The following is a 15382-nucleotide window of genomic DNA, read 5'->3' as shown; positions in this document are numbered from 1 at the left end:
AATCTTTCCAGCGCGACAACGACAAGAAAGATTTCTCGACTCGGCTTCGCCTCGCTCGAAATGACAAATTCATTTGGTCGTCCCCATCGATACAGCCGGTTCATTGGGCTTTCGCCCGACATGGCAGCAGGATCAGAACACATGCCGTCGCACGCAGATCGAGATCGCGTGGGCGCGGCTGCGGGCGCCGAGTTTGGCGAGCGCCCGCCGCTCGAACGTGGCAACCGTCGGCGTGCCGATGCCGAGCCGATCCGCAATCTCGCGCGTGGTCAGCCCGTCCGCGTACAGCCGCAGCACGTCCCGTTCCTTGGGCGAAAGCGCCCCGCGGCCGGCGTCGTACGACGCATCCTCCAGTAAGGTGTGCGCTTCGGCGGCGTCGAGGAACTGTGGCAGTCCGGTATTCGCGTTCGTCGCCAGCCCCAGCGCGGCGCGTCGGATCGCCACGGCCATACCGGCAAGATCGGTTTTGCTGACCAACGCCTGCATGCCGCAGCGCGTCGCCTCGTCCAGAAACGAGTCGACCGCGTACGAGGTCACGCCGACCACGCCCACGTCCGCGCGTTTGACGCGGATCGCCCGGCATACCTCGGTGCCGGGCACGTCGTTCATCGACATGTCGGTCACGAGCACGTCCGGCCGTTGCGCACGGTTCAGGCATCTGCTGATCGCGACCGCGCCGAGTTCGCACGTCCAGACCACGTCAAACCGCGCGTCCATGCGCGCGATCATCGTCGAGAGCACGGCCACCGCGTACGGATCGTTGTCGACGATGCCGATATGAATACGCGCGTTTGCACCGTCAGCAGCAGCATGGTCATACCGCTCTCCAGACGTCCCGGTCATGCGCACCTCCCCGTGTCACCATCATGCGCGCCCGCGCGGCCGCACCGTCGCGCCGCGTCATACGGGCTATGACATCCATCATTCCACGGCTCGCGTCTGTTCCATACTGGAATCACCACAACACGCCGAGCGAGTGGGCGATCACCGTGTCGATTATCCGACGTGGCCCGCCGCCCGGCTTGGACGGTCGTCACAGCCGACCGGAAAGGAGGCCATCATGACCTCGGTACACACCAATCCCGCCGCGCAAGGCCCGAACACGCCTCCGGACGGCAACGCCGACCGCCGCACGACGCGTCCCGCACACGGCGTCGTGAGCCGTTTCGCGCAACAGTGCTCGTGGAACCGCGCCCACTGGATCGGCGTCATCGCCCTCGCGGTCCTTCTGTTGCTGATCTCGTATTCCCGTCTCGCCACGTTCCTGCCCGAACTCGACGGCCGGCCGATTCCGGATGGTTTCGTTTGGACGCCCGTCATGACGGCGGGTTACTGGCCGGTCGGATTGGGTGTCGCGAATCTCGTTCTCGGCTCGATCCGTTCCGGCTCGCTCTCGTTTCCGTTGGTCAGCGCGCTGATGGGACCGCTTGGCTTCGGCTGGGCGCATCTGCGCATGCTCGGCTACGTCGAATACTACCGGTGGGACGACTGGCTGGAGCTGATGCGCGAGCATGGTGGGGAGTTGGCCGTGCAGGCGCTGGGCGGATGCGCGGTGTTGCTGCTCGCGTACGCCGCAGTGGCGTTCTGTTGCTTTGCGATTGGCCGATACGGATTGCGCCGACTGTTCATTGCCCCATCTGAGACGAGCGCGAGCGGCCGGATGGTCACGTGGGCGCGGCGTGACGCGGTGCGGTTCGGCTGCTGGCTGACGCTGGCGATCACCTATGGATTGGTGATCGCGTTCTCGCTGATACGCGGGCAGCTGGCGATGGCCGCGGCGCTGATGATCAATTTCGTGGTACCGCCGGTCCTGCTGGTGACGTGCGGCGCATACGCGAGCCGTGACGCGGCGATGCCGGGCGGATGCCGGGTCGCCGGCCCGGGAACGAACGCCGGCGAAGCCGGACCGGACGGCGGCAGGCAGCGAGTGGTTCCCGATTGGCTGCGTTCGCTGCTGTTCCCTGCGGCGTGCACGCTGATCGGCGCGGTCGCGGTATTCGTGTTGGCTGCACCGTATCAGGATGAATGCCCGATCAACGGCGTGTGCACGCCGATCGGCAACGGCTGGTTCATCGACTGGACGACGCTGGTCGATACGGTGCCGTCGTTTCTGGTGCTGTATCTCGTCGCCGGCTATCTCGGCTACGGTGTGGTGCTGATCGTGCGGTTCATCGCCCGCGCGATACGTTCCCGTTTATGACCAAGGTCGCGTGGCGGTTTGCTCTCACTGAGCCGAACCCCGTGAGAGCAAACCGCCACGCGATGGGTTCAGTTGCCGACGTGGTAGTCGAAGAAGACGACCTCGCCGGTCTCCTGCGTGGTGTCGAGATCAACGGTGCCGGTGATGGCCCAGTCATGGTCGCCGTCGGAGTCGTCGATGATCTGCCGCACCTTCCACGCATGTTCCTTCTGTTCGAGCGAATCGTCGAGGATGAACAGCTTGCCGGAACGGGCGGCCGCATCGATGCCGACGTACTCGTGCTCGTCGTAATAATCGTCGAGCACGTCCTCCCATTCGTGCACGCCGTATCCCCAGTCCTTGTCGAGCGCGCCGAGTTCCTCGGGCTTGTCCAAGTCCATGAGCTGCACGCGGCGGAACATCGCGTTGCGGATGAGCACGATCAGTCCGCGACGGTCCTCGACCACGGCCTCGCGAGCGCCGCCCGGCGCGGCCAGGTTCGCTGCGGCTTCGGCGGCCGCATCGGATTCGTCGCCCGCATGCTCCCATTCGTCCACGAGGCTGGAGTCGATCGAACGGACGACCACGCGCAGCCACGAGATGATGTCGTCCAGCTGCTCGTCGCGTTTCTCGGCCGGCACGGTGCGCGCCAGCGCGCGGTACGCGTCCGACAGGTAGCGCAGCAGCGTGCCTTCGGAACGAGCGATGTTGTAGCGGGCAATATACCCCGTGAAATCGGACGCGGTCTCGACCATGTCGCGTACGACGGACTTCGGCGACAGCCAGTAGTCGTTCGCCCACGGCACGTCCTGCCGGTACTGGTCGAACGCGGCCTGCAGCATGTCTTCAAGCGGCTTGGGGTACGTGATCTCCTGCAGCTTGTCCATGCGCTCGTCGTATTCGAGCCCGTCTTCCTTCATCTCGATAAGCGCCTTGTCGCGCGCCTGCCGCTCCTGCGCCTTCAGGACCTGCTTGGGGTCCTCGAGCGTGGCTTCGACCATCGAGATCACGTCGAGCGCATAGGTATCGGATTCGGGGTCGAGCAGTTCCAACGCCGCGAGCAGGAACGGCGACAGCGGCTGGTCGAGCGCGAAATCGTCGGGCACGTCGACGTCGAGATAGTAGTTCTTGCCGCCGTCGTCGCGATCCTCGGTTTCGATGACCTTCGTGTCGAACAGGGTCTGGAAGATCTCGTCGGCGCGCTGGTGCAGCTTCTCCTTCTGGTCGGGGCTCTGCGCGGAGTCGTCGATGAGCCGGTCAACGCGGTAGCGCGCGTCGCCGCCCTGCGCGACCTCGTTCAGCACCATCGAATGCGTGATCTTCATGTGCGGCACGAGCGTTTCGGGGGCCGCGTCGATGAGCTTGTCGAACGTGGCCTGATTCCACGTGACGAACCCTTCCGGCGCCTTCTTGCGCTTGACCTTCTTGAGTTTCTTCGGATCATTGCCGGCCTTGGCCACGGCCTTCGCGTTCTCGATCTCAAACTCGGGGGCCTCCGCGATCACAAGCCCTTCCGTGTCGAATCCCATGCGGCCCGCACGACCGGCGATCTGATGGAACTCACGCGCGCGCAGCTTGCGCATGTGCGTGCCGTCGAACTTGGTGAGCGCCGTGAGAACCACCGAATGGATCGGCACGTTGATGCCGACGCCGAGCGTGTCGGTGCCGCAGATGACCGGCAAGAGGCCCTGCTGGGCAAGCTGTTCGACCAGACGACGGTAGCGCGGCAGCATGCCGGCATGATGGATGCCGACGCCGGTGCGCAGCAGTCGTTGCAGGATCTTGCCGAACGCGGTGGTGAACTTGACGCCCTTGATCGCCTCGGCGATGGCCGCACGCTGCTCCTTGCTCGACACGCCGGTCGAGGCGAGCGCCTGCGCGGTCTCCAACGCCGCATCCTGCGAGAAATGCACGACGTAGATCGGCGTGGAACCTTCGCGGAACGCAAGCTCGACGGTCTTCTCGAGCGGATCGAGCGTGTATTCATACGTCAGCGGCACCGGTCGCGGCGCGTCGGCGATGATGTCCACGTCCGTGTCAGTCATGTCCTCGAGCTTGTCGGCGATCGCATCCACGTTGCCGAGCGTCGCACTCATCAGCAGGAACTGCGTCTTCGACAAGGTCAGCAGCGGCACCTGCCACGCCCAGCCGCGCTCCGGGTCTCCGTAGTAATGGAATTCGTCCATCGCCACGCAGCCGACGTCGGCATGCCGGCCCTCGCGCAACGCCCGATTCGCCAAAATCTCGGCCGTGCAGCAGATGATCGGCGCATCCGCGTTGATATGCGTGTCGCCGGTGATCATGCCCACGTTGTCGCGGCCGAACACGTCGACCAGATCGAAGAACTTCTCCGAGACGAGCGCCTTGATCGGCGCGGTGTAATACGAGCGCCGCCCGGTGCACAGCGCGGCGAAATGCATGCCGAGTGCGACCAGCGACTTGCCCGAGCCGGTGGGCGTGTTGAGGATCACATGGTCGCCGGCGAGAAGGTCCATGATGGCCTCCTCCTGATGCGGCCACGGCTCGATGCGCTTGACGTCATGCACCCAGCCGAAGAACCGCTCATAGATCTCGTCCGAATCGATGTTGCGCTCGCCGTCGTCCCAGCTCGGCGCCAACGCCCCCAGGGAACCATAAGTCTCAGTATCAGCCATAATGCTCCCCAGTCTACTTCGTCCCATGCGGTTCCCGGGATTCGCCGGGAAAATCCCGGGAACCGGCAATCGCGCATAAGCTGACAATTCGCACATTGCGATCGTTGATTTTCCAAGGATCGTCCGCGATGAAACGTACATAGTCGGTTCCCGGGATTGTTCCGATGAAATCCCGGGAACCGGACCTATGCCAGAACCAGCCGATGCACGCCCGGCGCGACAAGCGTTCCGGCAGGCAGACGGCGGCCGGTCTCGTCCCGGAGGTCAAGGCCGAGCTCCGCCTCGACGCCCTGCGGCACGTCCACGTCAAGACGAACATGCCCGTCGTCGCCCTCGCTCCAAGAAACCGACACCCTACCGTGCAGCGTGACATGCGCGGCCGAACCCGAGGTCACGCCATGCGCCAACGCCGCGACGATCTGCGGCCGCACGCGTACGCGGCTCCAGCCGGCGTCGGCAAGTTCCAGCCCGCCGATCGCCGAGTGCATCCAGTCGAGCACCGAGCCGAACGCGTAATGGTTGAACGAGGTCATATCGCCCGGGTTCACCTCGCCGTTCTCCAGCATCGAATCCCAACGTTCCCATGTGGTCGTCGCACCCATGCGCACCTGGTACAGCCATGATGGGCAACGGTCGGACAGGAACAGCGAGAACGCCTCGTCCGCATGTCCGGTCGCGCACAATGCGGGCAGCACGAACGGCGTGCCGGCAAATCCGGTGCCGACCACGAAGCCGCGCTCGCGCACGAGTTTCACGAGCCGTTCCCCCGCCGCCGCACGCAGCCGGTCGTATTCCGCGGTTCCACCCACGCCGGCCAGCAGGTCGAGCGCGATGAGCAGCGCGTACGCGCACTGCGTGTCCGAAGTCATCGTGCCGTCCGATCGCACGAACCGCGCGCGGAACCCGGCGCGGATATGCGCGGCGAGCTTCTCGTAATGTTCTTGCGCGGCCGTGTCCCCGAGCACACGCAGCATGCGCGCGACCAGATCGGCCGAGTGCGCGGCGAACGCGGTGGCGACGAGCGCCTTGTCGGTCATGGCGCGGGCCGCATCGTCCGGCGGCGCGGTCGGGTCGAGCCAGTCGCCGAGCTGGCCGCACCACACGTCGGGCTTGCGATCCCACACGCCGTCGTCCGCGAGCAGTCCGGCGACCTCGTCCATCCAGCGCCGGGACAGCCCGATATGCCGTCGCAGCACCGCGACGTCGCCGGTCGCCATGTACAGCGCCCACGGCACCATCGTCGCCGCGTCGCCCCACAGCGCGACCGCATCCGGCTTGCCCCAGCCTGGAAACGGATACGGCACATAGTACGGCACAGTGCCCCAGCGTTCCGTTTCGATCGCAACGTCTGTGAGCCAACTGTCAAGGAAACCGTTCACGTCGTACAGGTAGGCGGCGGTGGGCGCGAACACGGCGATGTCGCCGGTCCAGCCGAAGCGTTCGTCGCGTTGCGGGCAGTCGGTGGGGATGGAGACGAAGTTCGACAGCATCGACCAGCGCGCGTTTTCGGCGAGCCGGTTGACGCGTTCGTCGGAGCAGGAGAACCAGCCGAGACGGTGTCGCGCGGAACTGTATACGCGCGTATGCAGGTCGGCGGCGGTGAGCGGGCGATCGGCCGGCCAGCCGCCGATGACCGCGTATCTGAAACCGTGCATGGTGAAGCGCGGCTCCCAGACGGCCGGTGAGCCGTCGCTGATGTAATGGTCGTGCTGGATGGCGCGGCGCAACGGGCGCGTGGCCGGTGTGCCGTCGGGATTGATGACTTCGACGTGCTGGATGTCGATCTCGCGACCGGGCTCAGTCGCGGGGACGGTCAGGACGACGCGCTGCGTGCAGTTCTGGCCGAAGTCGACGAGCCAGCGGCCGTCCGGCAGCCGGTTGATGGATACCGGCTGATGCTCGCCGATGCAACACACGGCAGTCGACTCGTCTGCCGGATACAGCACCGATTGATCAAAGTCGAGCCGTTCGACCGGCCGCCAATGATGGTCGGAGAGCTCCTCCGCGAACGGGTCGCGTTCTTCCCTCGCGTCGAGCGTCTCCCCCTCGTACAGTCCGCTGGCGAGAATTGGCCCATAACCCGCTTTCCAGCGCCCGTCGTCGGCGTTCGACGCGACGATCGTGACCGTGCCGTCCGCATCCGTCAGCTCCAGCTGCGCGAACACGCCCAGCCGGTCGCCATAGTTGTCGCATTGCCCGCCGTTGAATCCGATCTGGCCGCGATACCATCCGTCGCCGAGCCGGAAACCCAGCACGTTCGCACCGTCATGCACCAGATCGGTCACGTCGTAGGTCCAGTACGGCAAACGTTCGTCGTACACGGTCCAGCCGGGCGCGAGCACATCCTCGCCGACCCGGCGGCCGTTCAGTTCCGCCTCGAACAGGCCCCACGCGGTCACGCATAGCCGGGCCGCAGCCGGCGTGCCGGCCACGTCGAAATCGCAGCGGATCACCGGCGGCCGCCGCATCTCGCCGCCCGCTTTGACCGGGTCGACCACCACGGCATCGTCCGGACCTCCGATCATCTGTGCCTGCCAGCGCACCGGTTCCGTCATCGTCGTCATTGCTCGCGCTCCTTCATTGGCATCATCGATCCGGCACCGGTCATCCGCAACCAACCGAACATCGCCGACCGTCATCAATGTATCGGTACATACAGTAATCATACTGATACGAATAAGCAAGTTATACAATCACGATATTCTCAGCAATGCCAACATGTATCGTTACATATATATGTCATTTCGACTGCGAGCCAGCGCATGATTCCACATGTCACTCCACCGCAAGCCGCCGCCTCGCCTCGTCCGGATCGATGCCGGACTTCAGCGCCGGCCAAGTCATGTTCATGTTCTTCAGGCTCGTGCGCAGCAGTTCGGAAACGACGGCCCGCGAATACCAGCGATTGTCGGCAGGCACGAGATACCACGGCGCGACGGGCGTGCTCGTGCGCTCGAACACCTCCTGCCATGCGGCCATGTAGTCGTCCCAGCGGTCGCGCGCATCAAGATCAGACATGTCGAACTTCCACCGCTTGGTCGGGTCGTCGAGACGGGCGAGGAAGTGGCGTTTCTGCTCGTCGCGGCTGACGACGAGGAAGATCTTGATGACCGTGCAGCCGCTGGCGGCAAGGTCGCGCTCGAAATCATTGATGATCTCGTATCGTGCACGCCATGTTTCCTCGGGCAGCGTGCCGTAGACATGCGGCATGACGATGTCCTCGTAGTGTGAGCGGTCGAAGACGGCGATCCAGCCGGGGTCGGGCAGTTCGCGTTCGACGCGCCACAGGAAGTCGTGCGCCTGTTCTTCGGCGGTCGGCTTGCCGAACCCGTGGTAGTGGATGCCCATCGGGTTGCCCTGACGGAACACGTGCTTGACGATGCCGCCCTTGCCGGAGGCATCCATGCCCTGCAGCACGATGAGCAGACGGCGGGACGAACCGTGCACGCCGTTGGCATAGAGCAGGTTCTGATATCGGGCGATTTCGGCGGAACTCAGCGCGATGAACCGTTCGGCGTCGGCCTTGTCACCGTCGAAGCCGGGCGTGGACGCGCCGCGGATCTGCGCGACCTGCATGCCGGGATGGAACATGAGCCTCTGGGCGGGTGGCAACGACCAGACCGCGCTGAGCAGTTCGCTCGATTTGGCCGCGCGCGCGAGCCGCTCGGCCACGCCGCCGCTTGTTTCGATGGCTTCGATGCCGTTTTCGGCGCGTTTGAGCGTCTTGGTGATGGTTTTGACAGCGTCCTTGCCCATGCCATGATTGTACGTCCGATCGGGATGCTCCAACGGCAGCGGCGCATATCATCCGACCGACCGCCGTCATGCACCGCGAGAACACCGTCAAACGGCGTAAATCTCCTATGGAACAGACGGGATACGCCGCCGAGTAGCCCCTCGGCGGCGCATCCCGTCTGGCGTGCATCAAAGACGCACCTATACATCACCGTCCATCGTCGCGTCGCACACCCAAGGCGGCGACTCCGATGACGCCCAATGCCAACAGGACGGCGGTGGCGAGCGCCATCCACGCCACGGATGAACCGGTATCTGCGAGACGACGCACGGTCACCTGCGCCGAGCCGCCGCGTTCCGCCGTAACGGGCTTGCCCGTCTTGCCCTGAGACTGGACGGACGGCTTCGACGTGTCTTGCCGCCCATGTTGCGCGCCCCCGTTCGGAGTGCCGGTGGCGGTATCCGTTTGTTGTGCCTGGGGTTTGTTCTGCGGCTTGGAGATAGGCTGCTCCTGTGTCGTCGGCGTCTCATGATCCGGGGTCGGCGTGGGGTTCGGCTCAGGTTCAGGAGACGGCGTCGGCTCTGGCTCCGGAGTCGGCGTGGGTTCCGGGGTCGGCTCAGGCTGAGGCTCGGGGGTCGGCTCCGGAGTCGGGGTCGGCTCAGGCTGAGGCGTCGGCCGCTCCGCCTGCGGCTTCGTCAGCAGCGTCTCCACCGTCGCAGCGCCGATCGCGAACGCCCCGCCGTCGGCCGCGGCCGCATCCTTCGCCGCCGCCGGAGCCTTTGCCGCCGCAGCCACGAATGCGGCGCGTTCGGCGTCGGTCAGCTTCTTGGTCACGGTGATCGAGCCCGCGCCCGGGCCCTGCTCCTCGCCGGTGTAGTCCAGCCCGGTCAGGTCGCCGAAGTCGACGCCGTTCGCGGTCAGCCGCACGCCCCACGGCCGCGGTTCGTCGGTGGTGAACGCGAGGCCGCTCACGGTGAACGTCACCGTACCGTCGTCGGCCAGGCGCGCCGCCGAGAAGCCGGCGCTGTGGCGGGTTTTCGCGGATTCGAGCTTCGGGTGTGCCTTGAGGTAGTCGGAGAATCCGTCGAAGTCGATGTATCCGGTGTCGACGTAGCCCGTGCCTTGCTGGAAGACGGTGAAGTTGTCGCCGCCCGCGAGCAGGAACGAGTTGCCGGCGATCAGATACGTGTCGTTGTCGTGCACGGCCTTGCCGTTGACGGTCAGGTCGTGCACGGCGCCGCGCGGCACTTGCTTGCCGTCGACGGTGGCGACGTACGTGTCGTACTGGTAGTCGACGTTGTCGGAGAAGCCGAGCCAGAGCACGGGCCGCTGCGCGTCGGCCGGCTGCCACTGCTGTTCGATGAGCGTCTTGAGCTGCTTGCCGGTCAGGGTGACGACGGCGTTGGAGTTGCCGAACGGCAGTACGTCGTGCGCCTCCTTGAGCGTCACCTGTTTGTCGCCGTTCGGGTCAAGGTCGGCGCGCATGCCGCCCGCGTTGATCACGCCGATGTCGGCCTTCTGCCCGGACTGTTCTGCGGCCCACTTCGCGGCGTTGCCGTTGAGGATGCCGAGCGTGGATTCGACGCCGCGGTTGTTGCCGACGGTGCTCAGGTCGCCGGGCTTGCTGGCGCCGCGGTTGAACGTGGCGTCGTCGGCCAGCGTGCCGAGTACTTCATTGCCTTTCGCGTCGGCGGCGGCCTTCGCGTCGAGGTAGATCTGGTTGACGGCCGGGTCGGCCTCGAACAGCGGCACGTCCTTGCCGTCCTGGTCTTGCGTGAACACGTCGTGCTTGGCCGCCGTGGCACTCACCTTCGCGTCCTTGCCGCTGCCGGTGATCTCCAGATCGGTAGTGGAGTATTCGACGCCGTAGTTCGCGGTTTCGATGATCGGCGCGCCCGTGTCGGTCTTCGCGGTCTCGTACAGGTGCGTGTGGCCGGCGAGCACCGCGTCGACGTTCGCGTCGAGGTTCTTCAGATCGTTCGCGTCGGCGTGGACGAGCGCGACGACCGCATCGGCCTCGCCGTTGGACGGGTCGCCGTCGGACAGCTGGTCGGCGTACTTGTTGATCGCCTCGATCGGATCGGTGACGGTGATGCCCTTCATGCCGGCCGGGGAGACGGAGTCGGCAAGCGTTTTGAAGATGCCGCCGATGAAGGCGATCTTCTTGCCGCCCGATTCCTCGATCACGTATGGCTGGACCTTGCCCTTGAGCACGTCGCCGGTCACGTTCGCGACGACGTATTTGGCCGGCGCGATGCCGGGCACGATGCGATTCGCCAGATCGGCGGCGCCCTTGTCGTACTCGTGGTTGCCGGTGGCGGAGACGGCGAGTCCCATCGCCTTGAGCTGATCCATGGCGGGCACGTCGTTCGCGATGGACGATTCGAACGCGGACGCGCCGACCAGATCGCCCGCGCCGACGAACAGCGTGTTCGGGTTGGCGGCCTTGGTTTCCTTGAGCGCGGTGGCGAGGTAGCCGCCGTTTTCGATGTGGCCGTGGAAGTCGGTGATGCCGAACAGCGTCACCTTGGCGGAATCCTGCGGGTTCGGCTGGGGGTTCGGGTTGGTCGCCTCGATCCAGCCCCGGCGCAGCGAGTGGCCGCCGGTCACGCCGTCGTCGGCCCAGAAGACCGGCTTGTAGGTCTTGCCCTCGACGCCGCCCTTCACGGTGGTGGCGGCCGAATCGGGCGTGATCGCGAAGCCTTCGGAGTTCTGACCGGCGATCTCGGCCGGGGTCGCGGTGAGCTTGGTGAGTGCGAGCGTGCCGTTCTGGTCAAAGGTGTAGGTGGCGATCTTCGCGCCGGTGCCGTTGTCGTTGTCGCCTTCGGCGAGGAGCTGGCCGTGTTCGCCGTCCCAGGTCAGGTCGCGCGGGCCGTCGAATCCGGCGTTGGCCGCGGCGGCGGGCAACGGGATCTGCGCGATCGGATAGGCCACGTCCTTGCCTGCGACCGTGGCGAGCGCGAACGCGTAGATCGCGTTGGTCTTCTCGAGCGCGGCGAAGAACAGGCCGCCGTAGTCGTTGGCGGTGCCGGCCGGATCGTAGTCGTGAACGTTGTTCGGATCGAGGTTGACCTTGAAATGCTTGGCGGTGAGTACGCCGTCCGGAATGAACGCGATGCCTTCGACGCCGAGGTTGGCGTCATCCTTGCCAAGCGTGACGCCGAACTGGCTCAGCGGCGCGACGAGGTTCCACTCGTGCATGGCGGCGAGGTCCTGCGCGCCGTCGCCGTTCGTGTCGGTGGCGGCCGCGTTCGCGTCGTACGAGAGGATGGACGGACGAGGCACGTTCTTGTTCTCGTTGTCGCGCTCGGCGCCGATGAACACGCCCTTGGACGAGTCGCCGTCGATGAGCGTGATGCCTTCGGAGTCGACGCCGCCCTTGCCGTCCTTGAAGTGCAGCTGCTTGCCGCCCTTGGTCTGGCCGTTCACGTCGAACGTCCATCCGCCGGTCGGGTCCTGCTTCCACGTGCCGGTCGCGGCGTCAAGCACGAACTTGTTGATCGATCCCGGCCCCTTGTCTTCGGTGTTGCCGAGCGTCGGGTTGAGATCGTTGTCGGCGGCCCACAGCGTGTCGGCGGCGCCGTCGCGGCCGGACTCGTACACCAGTCCGGACAGGTTGCCGTCGGTATGGTCGCCGGACTGGCCTTTCGCGCCGAATTCGCCGTCCGCGTCGATCGCGGTGACGGTGTCGAGGCCCGGCCATGCGTCGACGGTCATCGTCTCGCCCGGTTCGGGGGTCGGGGTCGATGACGGGAATTCGTTGGCCGCGCCCGGCGTCGGCTGGTCGCTGACCTTGAACGTGCCGTCGTCGGCACGCGACCACGACTGCGCGGCGGTCATCTTGTCAGCAAGCTTCCACGTGGTCGCATCGACTTCGGCTCCGGCATCGTACTTGTCGCCGACGGACGAGGTCAGATAGACGGAATCGGCGTCCGACCCAAGACCGGGCTCGCCGTTGTAGTCGATGTAGGCGACGAGATAGCCGTTCGGCTGCACGACGGTGTCGGCGTTGATCTCCTTGTCGACGCCAATCGTGTAGTGCTTCTTCTGCTTCTCGTCGTAGATGCCCCAGCCTTTGACGTCGACCGGCTTGTCACCGGTGTTCTTCAGCTCGACCCAGTCGTCGCGTTGCGCGACCGGATCGCCGAGTTCCTTCGTGTTGCCGGCGAAGACCTCGTTGATGATGACGGACGGCTTGGCCGCGGCCGGCGCTTCGGCCACCGCGGTCGGCACGGCGACGGCCGCCAGTCCCGACAGCGTCGCCGCCGCGGTCAGCAGCGCGATCGCACGGCGTGACGCCGCGATACGGTGATGGTTCCCCATGCGTGATACCCCTTCTTCTGCACCGACGGGCGGGCATGCACCTCACCGTAGCCCGCCGCCGATCGATATGGACGAATCCCACGCTAGAAACCCCGAGTGAACCCGACACCGTATCCACGCGAACGCCGGCCATACCGCATCTGAACACTGGGCAAACCGCCGGCTTCCGCAGCCGGCCGCACCGTTCGTCATGCACGGTTAGTGCGAACGCGGCATAGGGCAAAACATGGCAACGGTCTGTCGTCGATGTCTCCGCTGTGGATACCGTAAACCGTACGAATATGGCGGTTTCACGGATGCAAGGAACGAATATGGCTGACGCAGGGTTGCGGTATGCGGCGACGGACGAATCGTTGACGATATGGTGGGACCGACCGGGCGACGCGCGGCCCGGTCACCGTTATCAGGTGACGGTCAGCGGCGGCGCGGCGCACGAAACGCACGAGACGACGGTGACGCACTACACGATCGACGACCTGCAGCCATCGCATACGTACCGCATCGCCGTGTCTCTCGACGCGGACGGCGACGGTCATGCGTGCCGGGAGCTGGGAACCATAACGGCCCGCACGACCGCCGTCAAACGTATGCTCGACGTCACCAAGCCGCCATACTGCGCGGTCGGCAACGGCCGTACGCTCAACACGACTGTCATCCAACGCGCATTGGACGATTGCGACGCCGACTCCGCAGTGCTCATCCCGGCCGGCACGTTCCTCACCGGCGCGCTGCGCATGCACTCGCACACTGAACTCGTCGTCGCCGCGGGCGCGACACTGCAGGGCACGACAAACCCGGCCGATTACGAGCCGTATATCCGAAGCCGGTTCGAGGGCATCGAAATGGACTGCCTGTCAAGTCTGATCAACATCGGCGAGCTGGATCACAACGGCCCGGCCAACTGCACGGCGTGCCGTACACCGACGATGGCGAGGATTCCGGTCAGGTGCCGGTGTTCGAGCATATGCTGTTCGACCATGTGCGCATCGAGTACCGGTTCCCGGCCAGCGGCGACCGGCGCGGCCAACATCCGCCTGCTGCACGCGCGCGGCATCAGCTTCGCCGCCGACACCATCTGATCCCGCCCGGCGGCCTTGCAGGCGGCGACAGCATGACGGGCGGTCGCACAATACGACAAGGAGCCGGTTCCCTGATGAGGAAACCGGCTCCTTACCTATGCGAGCGAGACGCCAACGCGTCAGCGGTCTCAGATCTTCGGCTTGCCGCCGAGGTTCGGATGGCCCTTGCCCACGTCGTTGCCGTGCTTGAACACGGGGTTGTGTTCGGGCATGGCGTCGGTGTGGTGCGCGGCCTTGTCGCCGTGACGGTCGGCACCGTCGGCGGCTTCCGCTTCGGCCTTGCGCTTGGCGCGCACGGCCTTCGCCTTGGCGGCCTTCTCGTCCTCGGCGGCCTTGCGGGCGGCCGGGAACTCGCCGGTCAGCGGATCGACCTGCGACTCGGGATGCGTCTCGTCGTAACCCTGCTCGTAGCGGGTGCGCCGCCAGTTGCGGATCGACGCGTTCGTGCCGCGGTGGTGCACATGGTACTTGCGCGGCGTGCCGCCGAGCGGCAGCTCCTTGACTTCCTTCGCGACGGCGATCTGGTTGACGTTCGACGGGTCCATGATGGCGATCGGCGCGACCGGCTCGGGTTCGGCCGGCGCGGCCGTGCGCTGCTGCATGCGCTCGGGCAGCCATTCGGCCAGACGCGACAGCAGCCAACAGGCGACGAAGTAGATCACCGCAGCCATGACGAGCGTCTGCAGGATGTTGAAGTACATCGAGCCGAGTCGGCGCGATTCCTGCAACAGGTCGGTGTACATGATGATCGAGCCGAGCGCGGTGTCCTTCAACACGACGACCAGCTGCGTGACGGCGGCCGGCAGCATCGCGTACACGGCCTGCGGCACTTCGACCTGCATGAGCGACTGCGTTTCGGTCAGACCCAGCGCCACGGCGGCCTCGCGCTGGCCGTTCGGCAGGTTGCCGACGCCGGAGCGCACGAGTTCGGCCACGACCGAGCCGTTGTACAACACGAGCGCGAGCACGACCGCCCAGTACGACGGGCTGGGCATTCCGGCAAACGCGAACCAGCGCCAGAAGAAGATCATAAGCAGCAGCACGGGCACCGCACGGCAGAACTCGACGATCACCGCGGAGATCGACCGGATCACGATGTTCGGCAGCAGTCGGCCGACGCCGAACACGAGGCCGAACGCGACCGCGCCGATCACGGCGACGATCGTCGCGCGGATCGTGGCCCACAGGCCGGGCAGGTAGAAGTCGGTCCATGCCTCGCGTTCGATCGCGGGCTTCCACAGCTCCCAGCTCAGCTGGTTTTCGCCCTGCGGCGGATTGTGCAGACGCATCAGAATCAGCACAAGCACGATCGCAAAGATCACGCCGGCGATCCAGTTGGCGATGCGGATGGTGCGCCGACCCTTCGGGCCGGGCGCGTCGAACAGTACGGAATTGGAAGTATCAGCCATCC

Annotated in this window: 7 protein-coding genes and 1 pseudogene; 2 read left to right on the top strand and 6 right to left on the bottom strand. The window is 65.6% G+C overall.

From position 1 onward, the window contains the following. Nucleotides 1-132: 132 nt before the first annotated feature. Complete coding sequence (locus tag KIH76_RS02875) at nt 133-843, bottom strand: response regulator transcription factor (RefSeq protein WP_214373261.1); 711 nt, start codon at nt 841-843, stop codon at nt 133-135. Nucleotides 844-1060: 217 nt separating this feature from the next. On the opposite strand from KIH76_RS02875, the gene KIH76_RS02870 reads away from it, so the two are divergent. Continuing rightward, nucleotides 1061-2200, top strand: coding sequence for a hypothetical protein (locus KIH76_RS02870; RefSeq protein ID WP_214373260.1), 1140 nt, complete (start codon nt 1061-1063; stop codon nt 2198-2200). A gap of 68 nt (nt 2201-2268) precedes the next feature. Here KIH76_RS02870 and KIH76_RS02865 read toward each other — a convergent pair whose 3' ends face one another. From KIH76_RS02865 to KIH76_RS02850, 4 genes are all read right to left on the bottom strand, one after another. Then, nucleotides 2269-4833 (bottom strand): DEAD/DEAH box helicase, encoded by a 2565-nt coding sequence (locus KIH76_RS02865; RefSeq protein ID WP_214373259.1) that lies wholly within the window; start codon nt 4831-4833, stop codon nt 2269-2271. Nucleotides 4834-5018: 185 nt separating this feature from the next. Continuing rightward, a complete protein-coding gene (locus tag KIH76_RS02860) occupies nt 5019-7397 on the bottom strand; it encodes an alpha-L-rhamnosidase (RefSeq protein WP_214373258.1) in 2379 nt (792 codons plus the stop codon). A 211-nt stretch (nt 7398-7608) separates the two neighbouring features. Further along, complete coding sequence (locus KIH76_RS02855; RefSeq protein WP_214373257.1) at nt 7609-8589, bottom strand: PPK2 family polyphosphate kinase; 981 nt, start codon at nt 8587-8589, stop codon at nt 7609-7611. 187 nt (nt 8590-8776) lie between these two features. Continuing rightward, nucleotides 8777-12892, bottom strand: a complete 4116-nt coding sequence (locus tag KIH76_RS02850; protein ID WP_214373256.1) for a 5'-nucleotidase C-terminal domain-containing protein — start codon at nt 12890-12892, stop codon at nt 8777-8779. Nucleotides 12893-13203: 311 nt separating this feature from the next. Between KIH76_RS02850 and KIH76_RS02845 the strand changes: the two genes are divergently transcribed. Beyond that, nucleotides 13204-13971 (top strand): fibronectin type III domain-containing protein, encoded by a 768-nt coding sequence (locus KIH76_RS02845; protein WP_214373255.1) that lies wholly within the window; start codon nt 13204-13206, stop codon nt 13969-13971. 311 nt (nt 13972-14282) lie between these two features. Here KIH76_RS02845 and KIH76_RS02840 read toward each other — a convergent pair. Then, a pseudogene (locus KIH76_RS02840) lies at nt 14283-15380 on the bottom strand (amino acid ABC transporter permease); the annotation flags it as partial. Nucleotides 15381-15382 lie beyond the last annotated feature (2 nt).

Origin of the sequence: Bifidobacterium simiiventris, from assembly GCF_019331715.1 — a bacterium.
Classification (GTDB): domain Bacteria; phylum Actinomycetota; class Actinomycetes; order Actinomycetales; family Bifidobacteriaceae; genus Bifidobacterium; species Bifidobacterium simiiventris.
This window is presented reverse-complemented; position numbering and strand designations above follow the sequence as displayed.

What these genes read in the sequence shown, in the direction of transcription:
- KIH76_RS02875 (WP_214373261.1), bottom strand. Translation starts at nt 843, where the DNA reads ATGACCGGGACGTCTGGAGAGCGGTATGACCATGCTGCTGCTGACGGT.
- KIH76_RS02870 (WP_214373260.1), top strand. Translation starts at nt 1,061, where the DNA reads ATGACCTCGGTACACACCAATCCCGCCGCGCAAGGCCCGAACACGCCT.
- KIH76_RS02865 (WP_214373259.1), bottom strand. Translation starts at nt 4,833, where the DNA reads ATGGCTGATACTGAGACTTATGGTTCCCTGGGGGCGTTGGCGCCGAGC.
- KIH76_RS02860 (WP_214373258.1), bottom strand. Translation starts at nt 7,397, where the DNA reads ATGACGACGATGACGGAACCGGTGCGCTGGCAGGCACAGATGATCGGA.
- KIH76_RS02855 (WP_214373257.1), bottom strand. Translation starts at nt 8,589, where the DNA reads ATGGGCAAGGACGCTGTCAAAACCATCACCAAGACGCTCAAACGCGCC.
- KIH76_RS02850 (WP_214373256.1), bottom strand. Translation starts at nt 12,892, where the DNA reads ATGGGGAACCATCACCGTATCGCGGCGTCACGCCGTGCGATCGCGCTG.
- KIH76_RS02845 (WP_214373255.1), top strand. Translation starts at nt 13,204, where the DNA reads ATGGCTGACGCAGGGTTGCGGTATGCGGCGACGGACGAATCGTTGACG.